The organism is Streptomyces sp. NPDC059897 (assembly GCF_042730865.1).
In the GTDB taxonomy this organism is placed as follows: domain Bacteria; phylum Actinomycetota; class Actinomycetes; order Streptomycetales; family Streptomycetaceae; genus Streptomyces.
In genome coordinates, this window is the sequence record NZ_JBHWKQ010000020.1 from 1 (window position 1) to 17,806 (window position 17,806).

The following is a 17,806-nucleotide window of genomic DNA, read 5'->3' on the forward strand; positions in this document are numbered from 1 at the left end:
GTGGGGGCCCGGGCGGGTATTGCGCGTTGTCAATTTACCCGGGGGGGCGGGGCCCCCCCCCCCCCTTCTTCATGTCTGCATGTTCACGTCGGTCACACAGCGACGAGATCCCCCGCGGAGGCGTGCGCCTCCATGCGCCGCGCCGCCAGGATCGCGGCCGCCGTGTCCGCGCGGGACGCCGCGACCACCAGGGCGCGGCCCGCGAGGGCGTGCGCCCGCTGGTGCAGCGATGCGACGTGCGGCTCGTGGACCGAGGCCGCCACGGCCGAGCGGACCGGGGTGTGGCCGCCGCGGAGCCGGGCGACCTGTGCGGCCAGTGCGTCGGCCGCCTCGTCCAGGTCGGCCGAAGGGCCCAGTGCGCGCAGCTCGTCGGTGATCGCGAGCAGCGCGCTCAGGTGCCCGGCGAGCTGGATGTCCAGCTCCTCCTCGCGGGAGCGGTGCGGGAATTCGCCGCTGTCGGCCGCCGTCGAGTGGACCGACTTGGTGCGGATCGGCTCGTACATGGGGGGCCTCCAGGGCATGCGTGTCAGCTTGGCCTCCATCGTACCTTAGATCGTGTCTAAGTTAGAACCTGTCCAAAGTAGGAGTGTCACGACTGGAGTAGTGCTGTCACGACTGGCGCAGCGCCGTCACGGCTGGCTGTACCCGTCCAGGAAGTTCCCGATCCGGGTGACCGCCTCCGTCAGCTGCCGGGTGTCGGGCAGTGTGACGACGCGGAAGTGGTCGGGCTCCGGCCAGTTGAAGCCGGTGCCGTGCACCACCATGATCTTCTCGGCCCGCAGCAGGTCGAGCACCATCTGCCGGTCGTCCTTGACCTTGAAGACCTTCGGGTCGAGGCGCGGGAACAGGTACAGCGCGCCCTTCGGCTTCACGCACGTCACGCCGGGGATCTGCGTCAGCAGCTCGTACGCGACGTCCCGCTGCTCCTTGAGGCGCCCGCCGGGCAGCACCAGATCGTTCACCGTCTGGCGTCCGCTGAGCGCCGCGACGACGCCGTGCTGGCCCGGCATGTTCGCGCACAGGCGCATGTTGGCGAGGATCGTGAGGCCCTCGATGTACGACTCCGCGTGCGCGCGCGGCCCGGAGATCGCCATCCACCCCACCCGGTAGCCGGCCACGCGGTACGCCTTCGACATGCCGTTGAAGGTGAGCGTCATCAGGTCCGGGGCGATGGCGGCGGTCGGGGTGTGCGTGGCGCCGTCGTAGAGGATCTTGTCGTAGATCTCGTCGGAGCAGACGAGGAGGTTGTGGCGGCGGGCGATGTCGGTGATGCCGCGCAGCATCTCGTCGCTGTATACGGCGCCGGTGGGGTTGTTGGGGTTGATGACGACGATCGCCTTGGTGCGGTCGGTCACCTTGCGCTCGATGTCGGCGAGGTCCGGCATCCAGTCCGACTGCTCGTCGCAGCGGTAGTGCACGGCGGTGCCGCCGGAGAGCGAGACGGCGGCGGTCCACAGTGGATAGTCGGGCGCCGGTACGAGCACCTCGTCGCCGTCGTCGAGCAGCCCCTGCATGGCCATCACGATCAGCTCGGAGACGCCGTTGCCGATGAAGACGTGCTCGACGTCGGTCTCCACGCCGAGGGTCTGGTAGTGCATCATCACGGCGCGGCGGGCGGCGAGCAGGCCCTTGGCGTCGCCGTAGCCGTGCGCGTCCCCGAGGTTGCGGAGCATGTCCTCGAGGATCTCGGGCGGGCACTCGAAGCCGAACGCCGCCGGGTTGCCGGTGTTGAGCTTCAGGATGCGGTGCCCTGCCGCCTCCAGCCGCATCGCTTCCTCGAGAACCGGGCCCCGGATCTCGTAGCAGACGTTGGAGAGCTTGGTCGACTGGATGAGCTGCATCCCCAAACTTTACGGCCGCGTTTCGGAATGCCGCGCACCCTTTGTCGGCCGCTGGAGCGGTCCCGGCGGCGCCGGTTACGGATGCGGTGGCACGGGGTGCCGGATACCTCCGGAACGGCGGGTTCCGGGGTGGGCGCGGCTTTGATGGGGCGGGTCGGCGGGGTGGGTGAGATGGGCCACGCCCTCGCCCGCACGGGCGGCACGGAGCGACTAATCGAGCGAATGTTCGAAACATTGGTTACGGTGGAGACATGCTTCAGGGATCGCTGTTCGACCAGGGGGAGGCGGTGGCGCTCGGGCCGCTCGACGATGTGCGTCGCACCGTGCTCGGGGACGGGGCCTGGATCGATGTGTTGCCGGGGTGGCTGGGTGGGGCCGATGAGGTGTACGAGCACCTCGCGACCCGTGTGCCCTGGAAGGCCGAGCGGCGGCAGATGTACGAGCGGATGGTCGACGTGCCGCGGCTGCTCAAGTTCTACGGGGCGGGGGAGCGGCTGCCGCACCCCGTGCTCGACGCGGCGCGGGACGCGCTGTCGGCGCACTACGCGCGGGAGTTGGGCGAGCCGTTCAGCACGGCGGGCCTGTGCCACTACCGGGACGGGCGGGACAGTGTCGCCTGGCACGGTGACCGGATCGGGCGCGGCGCCCGTGAGGACACGATGGTCGCCATCCTGTCGGTGGGCACGCCGCGCGACCTCGCGCTGCGGCCCGTCGGTGGCGGTCCTGTCGTGCGCAGGGCGCTCGGGCACGGCGATCTGATCGTCATGGGCGGGTCCTGCCAGCGGACCTGGGAGCACGCGATCCCCAAGTCGGCCCGCGCGGCCGGGGGCCGGATCAGTGTCCAGTTCCGGCCGCACGGGGTGCGTTGAGGCCGGTTCGCGCGGTCTGTGAAGGTATCGCCGACGGCTGTCCCAGGGACCCCCACAGTCCCTACACTTCGCCCTCATGTCCTCGCAGCACCCTCGTCCCGGTGACGAGCCCGTCGTTCCCGGCGTCGTCTACGACCCGGACAGGGCGGCCCACGCGTACGACGGGTACGTGGATCCGGCCGCCGCGCACGGCTGGCAGGAGCCGGCCGACGCCGCGGGCGACACGGCCCCGCTCCCGCGCGTACCGGCCAAGGGGCCCGCGCACGCGCGCGACAACGCGGTGTTCGCCGGCGGCTCCGGCCGTCGGCGCCGCCTCATGCGGGTCGGCGGCGTCACGCTCGGGGGTGTCTGTGTCGTCTTTCTCGGCGCCGTCGTCACCGGGCTGTTCGGGTCGGATCCGTCGAGCGGGCCGCTGCCCTGGAGCGGCGACGAGGACGCCAGGAAGCAGCGGGCCGAGCACTCGGCGCCCGCGTCGACGGGCCCCGCGCCCGACCCGAGCGGCTCCGTTTCGCGGCCCGGCCCGTCCGCCACGCCGACCGGCACGGCCGGACCCTCGGCGAAGGAGAAGGCCGCGGACCCGGCCGCCTCGCCGTCGACGTCCACGACCGCGGCGCCCACGGCCACGGCGTCCACCACCGCACCCGCCCGGGGGAACTCCGGGAACAACCCCGGACGGGGGAACACCTCACCGGGAGCCGGAAAGGGCCCCAAGTGACGGCGGCGCTCAGCCGCTGACGGTCCTGCGCACCGAACGGCCCGCGAGGACGTCCGTGCGCTTGCCGTCCTCGATCACGAACTTTCCGTCGACGAGGACGTGCGGGATGCCGACCGGCAGCGTCCGCGGCGCCTCGAACGTGGAGCCCGCCGCCACCGTCTCCGGGTCGAAGAGGACCAGGTCGGCGCGGTAGCCCTCGCGGACCAGGCCGCGGTCCGGCAGGCGCAGGCGGGCCGCCGGACGCGAGGTCAGATGGGCGACCGTCTCCTCGAGCGACATGACGCCGAGGTCGCGGGCGTAGTGGCCGAGGTAGTGCGGGAACGTGCCGTACGCGCGCGGGTGCGGCTTGTAGCCCTGGAGGATGCCGTCGCTGCCACCGGTGTGCACCGGGTGCTGCATGATCGCCCGCACGTTCTCCTCGTGGCCGACGTGCTGGAGGATCGACGAGCCGAGCTTGTCGCTGATCAGCAGGCGGCGCGCGGTGACCCACGGGGCCTCGCCGCGCTCGGCGGCGGCCTGCGCGACCGTCTTGCCGACGCAGGACGCGAGGCCCGGGTCGGAGACGCCCGAGATCTCGATCTTGTCCCACTCGATCGGTACGCCGTGGCAGCCGTCCGCGCCGATCTCCTCCACGTGGTGGCGGATCCGCTCGGCCGTCTCGTCGTCCTTGAGCCGCGCGAGGGTGGCGTCGGGGCCCCCCTCGTTGGCCCAGCTCGGCAGCATCGCCACGAGCGTCGTCGCGCCGGGGGTGTACGGGTACGTGTCGAGGCTGATGTCGGCGCCGTCCGCGATGGCCCCGTCGAGGAGGGCCAGCAGGTCGACGCCCTTGCCCTTGTTCACGCCGAAGTTCATGGTGGCGTGCGCGAGGTGCAGGGAGCAGCCCGCGGTGCGGGTCAGCTCCACCATCTCCCGGTACGCGTCGAGCGCGCCGGCGCCGTAACTGCGGTGGTGCGGGCAGTAGTAGCCGTCGTACTGGGCCACGACCCGGCACAGCTCGGTGAGTTCGGCGTCCTTGGCGTACATGCCCGGGGTGTAGGTCAGCCCGGAGGACATTCCTACGGCGCCCTGCTCCATGCCCTCGGCGACGAGCCGCTTCATGTGGTCCAGCTCGGCCGGGGTGGCGTCCCGGTCGTCCCAGCCGACGGCGTACATCCGGACGGTGCCCTGCGGGATCAGGTACGCGGCGTTCACCGCGATGCCCTGCCGGTCGATGCGGTCCAGGTACTCGCCGACCGTGCGCCAGTCGAAGTCGATGTCCGAGCCGTCGCCGTTCCAGCCGGTGATGGCCTGGCGGACCTGGGCGAGGGTGCGGTCGTCCACGGGGGCGTAGGAGAGGCCGTCCTGGCCGAGGACTTCGAGGGTGACGCCCTGGGCGGCCTTCGCGCTGTGGTCCGGGTCGCGGAGCACGGCGAGGTCGCTGTGCGCGTGCATGTCGATGAAGCCGGGGGAGAGGACGAGGCCTTCGGCCTCGATGGTGCGGGTGCCGCTGGGGCGGGGGCCGTCCCCTTCACGTCGGATCTCGGCGATCCGGCCGTCCTTCACGGCCACGTCGGCGCGGTACGAGGAGTCGCCGCTGCCGTCGATGACGCGGGCGTCGCGGATGACCAGGTCCATGGGGGTGCCTCTCTGGGGCGGATGGTGCGGTTCTGCCGTGTCGGGGTTGGGGCCGTCGTGTCGGCGTGCGGCACCGGGGTGCCGCCTTGCCCACCCTGCCGCCCAAGGCGGCAGATTGCCCAAGGCGGGGGCGGCATGATCAAGCCCGCTTGTCGGACGAGAGCCCGCGGGGTCCGGGGCGGAGCCCCGCGGCCTGGGCGGCGGTGCGGGCCGAGGTCGACGGGTGCCTAGAAGTACGTGCGGATGTAGTCCACGACCGTGCCGTCCGATTCCACCAGGGGGATCAGCTGCCACTTGTCGAAGGACGTGCACGGGTGCGAAAGACCCATGCCGAGCCAGTCGCCCACCTCGACGTCGGCGCCCGGCTCCGTACGAACCCATCCGTGCTGGTCGGAGAGCCCGGTCACCGCGACACCCGTGGCCTCGCGCACCTCGCCGGTCCGCGCGTCCCGCACGACCTGTGCCTCGGGCAGGTCGATGTCGTACGCGGCGTCCCGCTTGCCCGCGTTGGTGAACGCCTGCCCGTCGTTCGGCCGGGATACGAACTGCGCCCACAGCCGGAACGCGGGCTCAAGGGCACCCTCCTCCGGGACCCGGTTGAACGGGGTCAGGTGCCGGTAGTGCCCGTCGTCGTGCGAGACGTACGCGCCGGAGCGCAGCAACTTCAGGACAGGGACGCTCAGTTCGGGGATCTCGGCGAACACGTCCGCCACCGCGTCGAACCACGCGGAGCCGCCCGCGCTCACCACGATCTCGTCGAGGCCGGAGAAGCGCCCCGCCTTGTCGAAGTCCGCCGCGAGCGTCACGAGGCGGCGCAGCCAGGCGCGCACCCGCTCGCCGTCGGCGTCCGGCACCTCGCCCTCGTAACCCGCGACACCGGCCAGGCGCAGCTTGTCGGCCGAGGCAACCGCGTCCGCGATCTCCGCGCAGTCCGCCTCGGAGCGGGCGCCGGTGCGCGCGCCGTCGCCCGCGCCCAGCTCCACCACGACGTCGACCGGGCGGCCCGCGCCGGCCTCGGCGAGCGCGGCCTGCATCAATTCGACGCCGCGCACGGAGTCGACGTAGCAGATGAAGCGGAAGGACGGGTCGGCGTCGAGCTCCTTGGAGAGCCAGCGCAGCGCCGACGGGTCGACCAGCTCGTTCGCCAGGAAGATCCGGTCGATGCCGAACTCCCTTGCCACGCGCACCTGGTGCGGCACCGCGAGGGTGATGCCCCACGCGCCGTGCTCCAGCTGCCGGTGGAAGAGCTGCGGGGCCATCGACGTCTTGCCGTGCGGGGCGAAGGCGAGGCCGTGCCGGGCCGAATAGGCCTCCATGAGCGCGAGGTTGTGCTCCAGGCGCTCGGCGGAGAGGGCGAGGACGGGCGTGGTGAAGCCGTCCGTGAAGAGGTTCAGGCGGCGGGCGGCCAGCTCGCCGACCGTCGCGCCGTCCGCCTCGGGCGGCAGTCCCTTGAAGCGGAAGTCCACCCGCTCCGTCGCCAGCTCCTCAAGACGAGCGATACGGCGCTCGACGGCATTGTCGGCGTTCTGGGCGGTCACGGCGCCTCCTCCAGGCAGCCCGTTGCACCATTTGCAACGGTCATTGCGTATGTCGCTTCATGCTGTCTAACATCCGAGCCAATGTCGGGTCAACGGAGCCCGAAGACCCCTGCCGCGAGGAGTGCGACCCACCGTGACCGCCACCGGACCCGCAGTACCGACCAGCGCCGGCGATGTCGTCGATGGCGCCGATGTAGTCGCGCTCGGCGAGTCCATGGTCACGTTCCGGCCCACCGTCCCCGGGCGGCTCGCCGACGTGCCCTCGTTCGATCGCGGGATCGGCGGCGCCGAGTCCAACGTGGCGTGCGTCCTGGCAGCCGCCGGGCACCGCTCCGCCTGGGTCAGCCGGGTCGGCGCCGACGGCTTCGGCGACCACCTCGTGGAGGCCATCGGCGCGTACGGCGTCGACACCTCCGCCGTCCGCCGCGATCTGCACCGGCCCACCGGCATCTACTTCCGCACCGCGGGCGACCGGGCCACCGCCGCCCACGAGGTCGCCTACTACCGCGCCGGGTCCGCCGCCTCCGCGATGTCCACGGCCAACCTGGACCTGGACGCGCTGCGCTCCGGCCGGATCCTGCACCTGTCCGGGATCACCGCCGCGCTCTCCGGCAGTTGCCTCGGCCTGCTGCGCGAGCTGACCGCCCCGCGCGCCGGCCGCCCCCTCGTCTCCTTCGACGTCAACTACCGGCCCGGCCTGTGGGCCGGGTCGGCCGAGGGCCCCGAGGTGCTCCTGGAACTCGCGCGCGGCGCCGACATCGTGTTCGTCGGCGACGACGAGGCCGAGGACGCCTGGGGCATCACCGGCGGCCCCGACGCCATCCGCGACGCGCTGCCCGAACCGGCGCTGCTCGTCGTCAAGCGCGGCGCCGACGGAGCGGTCGCGTACGACGCCGACGGACGCCACGAGGAGCCCTCGCCGCGCGTCGACGTCGTCGCCGCCGTGGGCGCGGGCGACGCCTTCGCCGCCGGATTCCTCTCCGCCACCCTGCGCGGACTGCCCGTCGCCGAACGGCTGCGGCACGGCCACCTCTGGGCCGCCGTCGCCCTCACCGAGCCCGGTGACCTCGCCGCCCCGCCGAGCCGCGCCCGGGCGGACCGCCTGGTCGGCCTCGACGCGGACCGGTGGGGGACACTGCACGTCGGCCCCGGTTGGGCAGCAGCCGACGACGGGGCGGACGAGGAGGTACGTACGCCATGAGCCAGACCGTCGACCGCGCGCTCAGCATCCTGCCGCTGCTCGCCGAGGGACCCGCCGACCTGGGACAGGTCGCCGACCGTCTCGGGGTGCACAAGTCCACGGCGCTGCGCCTGCTGAGGACGCTGCACGAGCACGGCCTGGTCTACCGCCAGACCGACCAGCGCTACCGGCTCGGCGCCCGCCTCTTCGCGCTCGCCCAGGAAGCCGTCGAGAACCTCGACGTCCGCGAGATCGCCCACGCACACCTCGTCGAACTCAACGAGAAGGTCGGGCACACCGTCCACCTCGCGGTGTACGCGGAGAACGAGGTCCTCTACATCGACAAGGTCGAGAGCCGCTACCCGGTGCGCATGTACTCGCGCGTCGGCAAGCCGGTCGCCATCACCGTGGCCGCCGTCGCCAAGCTGCTGCTCGCCGACCTCTCCGAGGCCGAGCGCCGCGCCCTCGCGGAGAAGCTCGACTACCCCATGTACACGGCCCGTTCGACCCCCAACGCCGCAGCGTTCCTGCGGGAGCTGGAGAAGGTGCGCGAACAGGGCTGGGCCACCGACCTCGGTGGCCACGAGGAGTCCATCAACTGCGTCGGCGCCCCCATCCGCGGCGCGGACGGCCGGGTCGTCGCCGCCATGTCGGTCTCCGCGCCGAACGTCGTCGTCACCGCAGAGGAACTCCTCACCCTGCTCCCGCTGGTGCGCCGCACGGCGGAAGCCATCAGCAGGGACTACTCCGGCACCCCCGCGAAGCAGTCCCCGGCAAGCCCCCCTCAGTAACACCCCTCAGTAGCACCCCTCAGTAACACCCCTCAAAAGAAAGCCAGTTCACATGTCTGAGAAGACCGCCCTCACGCCCGCCACCCACACCACCCCGCCGGCGAAGTTCTCGCACGGCGTCAAGAAGGGCAACATCCTTCAGGTCGCAGGCCAGGTCGGCTTCCTGCCGGCCGAGGAGGGCAAGGCCCCGACCCCCGCGGGCCCGACCCTCAAGGAGCAGACCCTCCAGACCTTCGCCAACGTCAAGGCGATCCTCGAAGAGGGCGGCGCGAGCTGGGACGACGTCATGATGATGCGCGTCTACCTGACGGACGTCGACCACTTCGCCGAGATGAACGCCATCTACAACGAGTATTTCGAGGGCCAGGGCCTCAAGGAGGCCCCCGCCGCCCGCACGACCGTCTACGTCGGTCTGCCCAAGGGCCTGCTCATCGAGATCGACGCGCTCGCCGTCCTGAGCTGAGCCCCCTGAGCCCACCGGGCTCCATCTGAATCGCGCACGTCGTCACGGTGCGGCCGCCCCCGAGGGGGCCGCACCGCGATCCCTCCTGCCTGGAAACGCTGGAAACGCCCCACACTCCCCCATGTACTTACGAGGTCAACGATGTCCCCGTACGCCACCCTCGCGTCCGCCGCCGCGGACCAGCCAGAGCACACCGGTGGTCTGCTCCTCCTGATACCCGGCACCGCCGGCCTGCTCACCGCCGCCGTGCTCGGCATCGTGCTGCTGCTCTTCCTGATCATCAAGGCCAGGCTGCAGCCCTTCGTGGCCCTCCTGACGGTCTCCATCGCCGTCGGCCTCGCGGCCGGCCTCTCCGTCACGGAACTCTTCGGCACCGTCCAGAAGTCCGCCGCCACCTCCGTCATCGAGGACGGAATGGGCGGCACCCTCGGCCATATCGCGATCATCATCGGCCTGGGCACCATGCTCGGCGCGATCCTCGAGGTGTCCGGCGGCGCCGAAGTACTCGCGTCCCGCCTGATCAACCTCTTCGGGGAGAAGCGCGCCCCGCTCGCGATGGGCCTCACCGGCCTGATCTTCGGCATCCCCGTCTTCTTCGACGTCGGCATCTTCGTGCTCGCGCCGATCGTCTACGCGGCCGCCAAGCGCGGCGGCAAGTCGATCGTCCTCTACTGCATGCCGCTGCTCGCCGGCCTGTCGATGACGCACGCGTTCCTGCCCCCGCACCCGGGGCCCGTCGCCGCGGCCGGTCTGCTCCGCGTCGACCTCGGCTGGGTCATCCTCATGGGCATCGTCTGCGGCATCCCGGCCGTGCTCGCCGCCTGGGCCTGGTCCGCCTGGATCGGCAAGAAGATCTTCGTGCCCGTGCCGCAGGACATGGTCGAGGCCGCCGACGAGGCGAAGGCCGCGCTCGCCGAGGAGCAGCGCAAGGACGGCATCACGCCCCGCGAGGACCCGGTCCCGCTCGGCCTCGTCTTCACGATCATCGCCATCCCGCTGGTGCTGATCCTGGCCGCCACCTTCTCCTCGATCGCCATGGACCCCTCCACGGCCCGCTCGGTCATCGAGTTCTTCGGCAACCCGTTCGTGGCGCTCACCATCGCGCTGTTCGCCGCCTACTACCTGCTCGGCCTGCGCCGCGGCTGGTCCCGCAAGTCCCTGGAGACGGTGTCCACCGCTTCCCTGAAGCCGGTCGCCAACATCCTGCTCGTCGTCGGCGCGGGCGGGGTCTTCGGCGCCGTCCTGCAGGCCAGCGGCATCGCGCAGGCGCTGTCCGACACGTTCAGCAGCATCGGCCTGCCGATCATGGTCCTCGCGTATCTGATCTCGCTGGTGCTGCGCGTCGCGCAGGGTTCGGCGACGGTCGCCATCGTCACCACGGCCGGCATCGTCGGCCCGCTGCTCCAGGCCGGCGACTACTCGCAGCCGTACACGGCCCTCGTCATCATGGCGATCTCGGCGGGCTCCATCTTCGCCTCGCACGTCAACGACGGCGGCTTCTGGATGGTCTCCAAGTACTTCGGGATCTCCGAGCGGGACACCCTGCGCACGTGGACGGTCCTGGAATCGGTCCTCTCGATCGCCGGGTTCGTGGTCGCGCTGGTGCTCAGCTTCTTCGTCTAGCGCCCCGCGCCCAGCGCCCCGAGCCTGTGCCGCACCCACCCCTGGGGGAGGTGCGGCACAGGCTTGTCCGCCATACTTCCGCCCGTGGAGCAGCGTATGGAGAACGAGAAGGTCACGCCCGTCACCGGTGCCGGCTTCGACCCGGCTCACATCCCCGGCCTGACGCCCCCTGTCCGGGAGCCGGAGGCCGAGGAGGCCACGGAGGCCACGGAACCGGCGAAGGAGGTGACGCCGGAGCCCGAAGAGCCGGAAGCGGCCGAAGTGGCCGAAGCGGCCGAAGCGGCCGAGGAGGTCGAGGAGGCCGAAGAGGTCGCAGCGGAGGCCGAGGCCGACGCCGACGGCCCCGTCATGGAGGCCAAGGACCGCCGCGGCTCCATCACCGTCGACGCGAAGGGCGTCCGCTTCACGCTGGACGACCAGGAGGCCGACTTCACCTGGGACGAGATCAGCGCGGTCGAGTTCGGCACCACGCGCAAGCGCCTCACGGTGACGGTCCACATGCCCAACAGCCGCTGGTTCCCGAACGACGTCGAGGCCCCCGACAAGGCCCGCCTCACCGAGTGGACGGACCAGCTGGACAAGGCGCTGGACACGTACTTCGAGGAGTGAGTTCCTGCTTCGAGGGGTGAGTTCCTGACGGGCCTCTTGCCAGCGGCGCCGCTTTGCGCACCCTTGGTGTTCATGGCGGACACCACGGGCACCCCAGGAACCGGCAGCACCACCTCCTCCGACCCAGGCCCCCGCAAATCCAGTTGGAAATACATCGGCCCCGGCATCGTCGTCGCCGCGACGGGTGTCGGGGCGGGCGACCTCGTCGCCACCCTCATCGCGGGCAGCAACTTCGGCTACACCCTGCTCTGGGCCGCCGTCCTCGGCTGCCTCGTCAAGATCAGCCTCGCGGAGGCGGCGGGCCGCTGGCACCTGGCCACGGGCCGCACCCTCTTCGACGGCTGGGCGAGCCTCGGCAAGTGGACCACGTACTTCTTCGTGATCTACGTGGTGATCTGGGGCTTCGTGTACGGCGCGGCGGCGATGTCGTCGAGCGGACTGCCGCTCCAGGCGCTGTTCCCCGACGTGTTCCCGGCCGACTGGTCGATCAAGCCGTGGGCGATCCTGTCCGGCGTGGTCGGCCTGGTCTTCGTCTGGCTGAACAAGTACAGCGTCTTCGAGAAGGTCATGACGGTGCTCGTCGGCGTCATGTTCGTCGTCACCGTCTATCTGGCGATCCGCGTCACCCCGAACCTCGGCGACGCGTTCGCGGGCCTGCTCCCGGTCCTCCCCGACGAGAAGGACTCGATCCTCAACACGCTGGGCCTGATCGGCGGCGTCGGCGGCACGATCACGCTCGCCGCCTACGGCTACTGGGTCAACGCGAAGGGCTGGACCAACACCTCCTGGATGAAGGTGATGCGCCTCGACAACCGGGTCGCGTACATCACCACCGGCATCTTCGTCGTGGCGATGCTGTTCGTCGGCGCGGAACTGCTGCACGCGTCGCACACGGCGATCGCCGAGGGCGACAAGGGGCTCGTCGACCTCTCTAAGATCCTGGAGGCCGAGTACGGCACGGCGACGGCGAAGCTCTTCCTGGTCGGCTTCTTCGCGACGTCCTTCACCTCGCTGATCGGCGTCTGGCACGGCGTGAGCCTGATGTTCGCCGACTTCGTCGAGCGCTACCGGCTCTCCCGCGTCGTCACCGGCGAGGAAGTGGCGCGCGGCGACCGCGAGAAGGGCTGGCCGTTCCGCGCGTTCCTGCTGTGGATGACGTTCCCGCCGATCATCCTGCTCTTCCAGGGCCAGCCGTTCCGCCTGGTCATCATCTACGGAGTCCTGGGCGCGGCCTTCATGCCGTTCCTGGCGCTCACCCTGGTCTGGCTCCTGAACTCCTCGCGTACGCCCGCCAGTTGGCGCAACGGCTGGCTGAGCAACAGCATGCTGACGCTCGCGGGCCTGCTGTTCGTCGTCCTGTGCGTGAAGCAGATCTGGGACCAGCCCTGGTCGGAGTTCTTCTGATCCGTACGGGGCCCGGGTGCGGGCAGCGCCGCCGGGGGAGCGGTGGCGCTGCCCGCGCGGGGGCTACAGGCCGTCGACGTGCGGTCCGACGGCCGAGGACCACGCGTTGCCGGAGCTGGCGTCCCAGTTGGTCGACCAGGTCATCGCGCCGCGCAGGCCCGAGTAGGTCTTCGACGGCTTGAACGAACCGCAGTTCGTGCCCTTGGTGAGGCAGTCGAGCGCGTCGTTCACGACGGAAGGCGCCACATACCCGCCGCCCGCCGCGCTCGACGAGGCCGGCGTGCCGATGCCGACCTGCGAGGGGTCGAGCCCGCCCTCCAGCTGGATGCAGGCGAGGGCGGTGAGGAAGTCCACCGTCCCCTGGCTGTAGACCTTGCCGTCGCAGCCCAGCATCGAACCGCTGTTGTAGTACTGCATGTTGACGACGGTGAGGATGTCCTTCACGGCCAGGGCGGTCTTGAAGTACTCGGCCGAGGTCGACTGCATGTCGATGGTCTGCGGCGCCATGGTGAGCACGAAGCCGTCCCCCGCCTTCCCGGCGAGCGACTTCAACGCCTGCGACATGTACGTCGAGTTGAGCCCGTTCTCCAGGTCGATGTCGACGCCGTCGAAGCCGTACTCCTGCATGAGCGCGTACACGGAGTCGGCGAAGTTGCCCGCGGAGGCCGCGTCGTTGACCTGGATGGTGCCCTTCTCGCCGCCGATCGAGATGATCACGGACTTCCCGGCCGCCTGCTTGGCCTTGATGTCGGCCTTGAAGGCGTCCTCCGTGTAGCCGCCGAGCCCCGCCGAGTCGAGCGTGAAGTCGACGGCGCCGGGCGTCGCCGTGGCGTCGGCGAAGGCGATGGCAACGATGTCGTACGCGTCGGGGACATCGGCGAGTTTCTGCACGGTCGCGCCGTTGTCGAAGTTCTGCCAGTACCCGGTGACGGCGTGCGCCGGGACGGCGGCCGCGGAACTCTTCGCCGTGCTCACCGCGCCACCCGTACTCGCCGCATCGGCCGTACTGGTCGTGGCGAGAGCGCCCACGGCGAGCGCCGCCGCTGTGAACGCGCCAAGAAGTGCGCCCATCCGGGACCGTCTGCGATAGGAATGCGCCATTTCTTCCTCCAAGTGGGGGGAGGGCTCCCGGCACCGAAGTGGGGGAGATGTGGGGGGAGTTGGGGAAGCAGCTGCTGGCCGTACAAGCTGGTCCAGACCATTGAACTTGTCAAGGGTTGTCACCGGCACTTCTTCGCCAACCGGCCACGGGACCGCTCCGATCGCCCCGTGAACAGTGCGAAGTGGGGTGTTGCGGGGCGGCTGCGTGGATATGGTGCTGGAGCAATGGCACCGCGAGGTGCCGCTGGAGGGACGCAGAGCGACGACCGGGGGGTTCACGCGTGCCGACCGCCATAGCCGTGACCGACCCCGACCTGGTCCTCGCCTCACCGGACCGGCACACACCGACCGCCACCGTGCTGCCCGTGGGCGAACCGCAGCAGAAGTACCCGCTCGACCGGGCCCTGACCGACGTCCACACGCTGATCGAACAGCACGGATACGTGATCGTGCTCTGCCCGGACTCGGCGCCGGACACGACCGTGCACCGTCTGCATTCGATCCGTTCGGTGCTGGAAACCGACCGAATGGCGATCCTCCGCCCCGCGCTCCCGCCCCTCGGCATCGCCGTCCTGGCGCTGCAATTGCGCCAGTTGTCGATCTGCGACTTCAGCCCCGGGGTGCTCGCCTCCTCGGCCCGCCTGCTCGCGCACTACGTGCACGCGGGCGCGGTCGTCGGCTCGGTCACGAAACTGGACCGGGTCCCGGTCTCCCTGAAGGCGCACGCGAAGTCCTGGTCACCGAACGCCCAGTTCGCGGTGGTCGCCTCACCGCAGCCCCAACTCCTGCGCCTGACCGGCTCGGAGACCCCCACGGGACCCGCCTTCGGCACCCGCATGGTCTACGCCGTCGGCCAGCACACCCCGGACTGGCTCACCGGCGTCCTCGCCCCCGCCTGGCGCGTCCAGGGCGTGTCGCGGACGCGGCTGCCGGCCGACTCGCCGCGTTGGTGGGCGACGGGCAAACCGGGCAGCCCCGGCCGGATCGTGGAGTTCGCGGCGGCGATCCCCGACATCTCGGTCCTCTACCAACTCGTCTCATCGGTCCGCCGCGAGCAGTGCCACTGGTGCGGCCTCGAACTCATCGGCGACCGCTGCGGGTTCTGCTCCGCACCGCTGGCCGGCGAGTCGCCACCCGAGGGCACGGGCGCGACGGCGCGCTCCGCGCTCGCACCGGCGGCGGGCTCCACCCGAACGGCGCTCCCACGCTCGAGCCACCACTGACCCCACCACCGACCCACTGGCCCCTACCAACGAGGTTCCTCGGTCCATGAACTCACGTCAGCGCCGCGGCGTCATACTCCTGGTCGTCTCGGCCCTGTGCGCCATCGGCGCGTTCGCCGGTGTGCTGGCCGTGATCCGTGACGTGGACTCCAAGGTGGGGTCGGAGGTGGACGCGTACGAGCTGAAACAGGACGTGTCCCCGTACAAGCAGCTCACGGAGGACCAGTTCGAGAAGGTGCGGATGCCGAAGCGGTGGCTGTCGGACACGGCCGTCACCGACCTCGGCGCGATCCGCGGCAAGATCGCCGTCACGCAGCTCAAGAAGGGCTCCCTGCTCCAGTCCGACATGATCGTCGACCGCCCGAAGCTGGAGACGGGCCAGCAGGAGATCGCCATCATGATCGACGCGGAGACCGGCGTCGCCGGAAAGATCAACCCCGGTTCGAAGGTCAACATCTACGCCACCTTCAAGGCCGAGAACGACAAGCAGCGCGACCAGTCCAAGGTCATCGTGGAGAACGCCGGGGTCATCGACGTCGGCAAGCTCACCCCGATCGACCAGCAGGGCGCCGCCGACAGCGAGAACTCCACCCGCAGGCAGGGCGAGGCGGTCCCGATCACCTTCGCCCTCGGCCCCGCGGACGCCCAACGAGTGGCCTACGCGGAGTCGTTCGCGACCCACGTCCGCCTGGCCCTGGTCGCCCCCGGCGACAACGAAGAGATCACCCCGGAGGACCGCTCGTACACGCTGGAGGGCGACAAGTGAGCCCATGTGAAGCCCCTGCGGCGATTGAGCAGCGGGGTCCGGGGCAGAGCCCCGAGTCCGCGACCATGGTGCCGGTGATCGGAGCGTCCCGCCCATGACCACCCGTATCCTCCCGGCCGTCGCCGACCCGGATACCGCGAGGGCCCTCGTGACCCTGCTCTCCCAGCTCCCCGACGCCGAACCCGCCCCACCCGTCGCCGACGCCACCGCACTCCTCGACACCCTGGCCGGCCTCGCCGCCGAGTCCCTGGACGAACTCCCCGAGGTCGTCCTGGTCCACGAACGGATCGGCCCGGTCCCCGCCCTAGACCTCATCCGCGACCTGGTCCTCCGCTTCCCCGCGGTGGGCGTCGTCCTGCTCACCGCCGACACCGGCCCCGCCCTGCTCACTGCCGCGATGGACAGCGGAGCGCGCGGCATCGTGGCGTTCCCGCTCGGCTACGACGCCCTCGCGGAACGCGTCCAGGCGGCGGCATCCTGGTCGGCCGGCATGCGCAGGCACCTGGTGGGCGGCACCGGCACGGAACTCGTACCGGCGGGCGGCGGCGGCCGGGTCGTCGCGGTGGCGGGCGCGAAGGGCGGCGTAGGAACAACGGTCACGGCAGTCCAACTCGCCCTCGCCGCAAGGGCATCGGGCCGCACGACGGCGCTGCTCGACCTGGACCTCCAGTCCGGCGACGTGGCCTCCTACCTCGACGTCCAGTTCCGCCGCTCCGTCGCCGACCTCGCCGCGATCCGCGACATCACGCCACGCGTCCTCCAGGACGCCGCCTTCGTCCACGAGTCCGGCGTCGACCTGATCCTGGCCCCCGCCGACGGCGAACGCGGCGAGGACGTCACGGACCGCGTGGCCCGCCAGGTGATCCACGCCCTGCGCGCCCGCTACGACGTGGTGGTCGTCGACTGCGGTACGCAGATGGGCGCCGCGAACACCACGGCCGTCGAACTCGCCGACCAGGCGGTCCTCCTCGTCACCCCGGACGTCGTGGCGGTACGCGCGGCGAAACGCATGGTCCGCCTCTGGGACCGCCTCCAGGTCCGCAAGGCGGAGGAGACCCTCACGGTCGTCAACCGGCACGCCCGCTCGGCGGAGATCCAGCCGTCACTGGTGGAACGCGTCACGGGCACGAAGACGGCCCGCACCTCGATCCCGGCCGCGTACAAGGAACTCCAGGCGGCGGTCGACGCGGGCCGCATGCAGGACCTCGACAACCGCTCGACGGTCAAGCAGGCGATGTGGGCGCTGGCGGCGGACCTGGACCTCGTGGCGACACCCGCACCCCCGACGTCCGGCCGCCGGGCCCGCCGCCGCGGCGACAAGGGCGCGGTGACCCTCGAATTCGCGGCGATGTTCCCGCTGGTCCTGGCGGTCATGGGCCTGATGTGGCAGTGCGTCCTGTGGGGCTACACGTACTCCCTGGCGGGCAACGCGGCGGACGAAGCGGCGCGCGCGGCGACATCGGCTGCCGCGGGTACCGGGAACATGGCGGGCGCCTGCGACGCGGCGGGCCGCAAGAACCTGCCGGGGTCCTGGCAGGACGCCCAGATCACCTGCACGGACGACGGCACGGTGACCCGAGCCACGGTCCAGGTCGACGTCCCCCTCTTCTTCCCGGGCGTGAACCCCGGCTGGTCGGTAACGGGCGAGGCGGGCGCGGCAACGGAGGCGACACGATGAGGGCCCGCGCAAGGCCGCTGCGGCGAAAGCTGTCCGGCGACCGCGGAGTCTCCATGCTGGAGTTCGCCGGCTTCCTCCCTTTCCTCCTGGTCATCGGCATGGCCGCGATCCAACTCGGCCTCGTCGGCTACGCCGCCAACCAGGCCGGATCCGCCGCCCGCGCCGCGGCCCGCGCCGAATCCCTCACCCCCGGCACCGCCCAGACGGCGGCCGCCGCCTCGACGAGCGCCTGGCTCAAACCCCAGGCGGAGCCGAACGGCGGCGACGACACCGTGACGTACACCGTCACCGTGCGCGTCCCCCCGGTCATCCCGCTCTTCGACGGCTGGAACATCCACCGCACCGCCACCATGCCGAACGACCGTACAGACGCAGGAAGTTGAGGTGGCGA

At 71.0% G+C, this 17,806-nt stretch carries 17 protein-coding genes; 12 read left to right on the plus strand and 5 right to left on the minus strand.

The features are described 5' to 3' along the window. Nucleotides 1-92 precede the first annotated feature (92 nt). Both ACFV9W_RS22140 and ACFV9W_RS22145 read right to left on the minus strand, forming a co-directional pair. A complete protein-coding gene (locus ACFV9W_RS22140) occupies nt 93-503 on the minus strand; it encodes a hypothetical protein (protein WP_385763701.1) in 411 nt (136 codons plus the stop codon). A gap of 126 nt (nt 504-629) precedes the next feature. Continuing rightward, nucleotides 630-1,841: a pyridoxal phosphate-dependent aminotransferase gene (locus tag ACFV9W_RS22145; RefSeq protein WP_385763448.1), complete on the minus strand. Its 1,212-nt coding sequence runs from the start codon at nt 1,839-1,841 to the stop codon at nt 630-632. Nucleotides 1,842-2,092: 251 nt separating this feature from the next. On the opposite strand from ACFV9W_RS22145, the gene ACFV9W_RS22150 reads away from it, so the two are divergent. Then, nucleotides 2,093-2,710 (plus strand): alpha-ketoglutarate-dependent dioxygenase AlkB, encoded by a 618-nt coding sequence (locus ACFV9W_RS22150; RefSeq protein ID WP_385763450.1) that lies wholly within the window; start codon nt 2,093-2,095, stop codon nt 2,708-2,710. A 76-nt stretch (nt 2,711-2,786) separates the two neighbouring features. Further along, nucleotides 2,787-3,425, plus strand: a complete 639-nt coding sequence (locus ACFV9W_RS22155; RefSeq protein ID WP_385763452.1) for a hypothetical protein — start codon at nt 2,787-2,789, stop codon at nt 3,423-3,425. A 9-nt stretch (nt 3,426-3,434) separates the two neighbouring features. Here ACFV9W_RS22155 and ACFV9W_RS22160 read toward each other — a convergent pair whose 3' ends face one another. Both ACFV9W_RS22160 and ACFV9W_RS22165 read right to left on the minus strand, forming a co-directional pair. Next, nucleotides 3,435-5,039 (minus strand): amidohydrolase family protein, encoded by a 1,605-nt coding sequence (locus ACFV9W_RS22160; protein ID WP_385763454.1) that lies wholly within the window; start codon nt 5,037-5,039, stop codon nt 3,435-3,437. Nucleotides 5,040-5,266: 227 nt separating this feature from the next. After that, nucleotides 5,267-6,538 (minus strand): amino acid deaminase, encoded by a 1,272-nt coding sequence (locus ACFV9W_RS22165; protein ID WP_385763703.1) that lies wholly within the window; start codon nt 6,536-6,538, stop codon nt 5,267-5,269. 253 nt (nt 6,539-6,791) lie between these two features. Here ACFV9W_RS22165 and ACFV9W_RS22170 point away from each other — a divergent pair, with 253 nt between their 5' ends. The 6 genes from ACFV9W_RS22170 (at nt 6,792) to ACFV9W_RS22195 (ending at nt 12,647) form a co-directional block, all read left to right on the plus strand. Continuing rightward, complete coding sequence (locus ACFV9W_RS22170) at nt 6,792-7,778, plus strand: sugar kinase (RefSeq protein WP_385763705.1); 987 nt, start codon at nt 6,792-6,794, stop codon at nt 7,776-7,778. Further along, nucleotides 7,775-8,548 (plus strand): IclR family transcriptional regulator, encoded by a 774-nt coding sequence (locus ACFV9W_RS22175; protein WP_385763456.1) that lies wholly within the window; start codon nt 7,775-7,777, stop codon nt 8,546-8,548. The genes ACFV9W_RS22170 and ACFV9W_RS22175 overlap by 4 nt, the downstream gene beginning before the upstream one ends. A gap of 52 nt (nt 8,549-8,600) precedes the next feature. Continuing rightward, entirely contained in the window at nt 8,601-9,011 is a 411-nt protein-coding gene (locus tag ACFV9W_RS22180) for a RidA family protein (protein ID WP_385763458.1), read from the plus strand. A gap of 141 nt (nt 9,012-9,152) precedes the next feature. Then, on the plus strand, nt 9,153-10,634 hold the full coding sequence (locus tag ACFV9W_RS22185; RefSeq protein ID WP_385763460.1) for a GntP family permease: 1,482 nt from the start codon (nt 9,153-9,155) through the stop codon (nt 10,632-10,634). A gap of 84 nt (nt 10,635-10,718) precedes the next feature. Then, on the plus strand, nt 10,719-11,243 hold the full coding sequence (locus ACFV9W_RS22190; RefSeq protein WP_385763462.1) for a hypothetical protein: 525 nt from the start codon (nt 10,719-10,721) through the stop codon (nt 11,241-11,243). A 72-nt stretch (nt 11,244-11,315) separates the two neighbouring features. Next, nucleotides 11,316-12,647 (plus strand): Nramp family divalent metal transporter, encoded by a 1,332-nt coding sequence (locus tag ACFV9W_RS22195; RefSeq protein ID WP_385763464.1) that lies wholly within the window; start codon nt 11,316-11,318, stop codon nt 12,645-12,647. A gap of 63 nt (nt 12,648-12,710) precedes the next feature. On the opposite strand, the gene ACFV9W_RS22200 is transcribed toward ACFV9W_RS22195, so the two are convergent. Continuing rightward, nucleotides 12,711-13,748, minus strand: a complete 1,038-nt coding sequence (locus ACFV9W_RS22200) for a chitinase (protein WP_385763466.1) — start codon at nt 13,746-13,748, stop codon at nt 12,711-12,713. Between the two features lie 281 nt (nt 13,749-14,029). Between ACFV9W_RS22200 and ACFV9W_RS22205 the strand changes: the two genes are divergently transcribed. From ACFV9W_RS22205 to ACFV9W_RS22220, 4 genes are all read left to right on the plus strand, one after another. Further along, on the plus strand, nt 14,030-14,971 hold the full coding sequence (locus ACFV9W_RS22205) for a hypothetical protein (RefSeq protein ID WP_385763468.1): 942 nt from the start codon (nt 14,030-14,032) through the stop codon (nt 14,969-14,971). A 46-nt stretch (nt 14,972-15,017) separates the two neighbouring features. Next, entirely contained in the window at nt 15,018-15,737 is a 720-nt protein-coding gene (cpaB, locus tag ACFV9W_RS22210; protein ID WP_385763470.1) for a Flp pilus assembly protein CpaB, read from the plus strand. Nucleotides 15,738-15,831: 94 nt separating this feature from the next. Beyond that, nucleotides 15,832-17,415 (plus strand): CpaE family protein, encoded by a 1,584-nt coding sequence (locus tag ACFV9W_RS22215; protein ID WP_385763472.1) that lies wholly within the window; start codon nt 15,832-15,834, stop codon nt 17,413-17,415. Beyond that, the gene (locus ACFV9W_RS22220; RefSeq protein ID WP_385763474.1) at nt 17,412-17,798 is read left to right on the plus strand and encodes a TadE/TadG family type IV pilus assembly protein; all 387 of its coding nucleotides are present in this window, start codon (nt 17,412-17,414) and stop codon (nt 17,796-17,798) included. Before ACFV9W_RS22215 ends, ACFV9W_RS22220 begins: the two co-directional genes overlap by 4 nt. Nucleotides 17,799-17,806 lie beyond the last annotated feature (8 nt).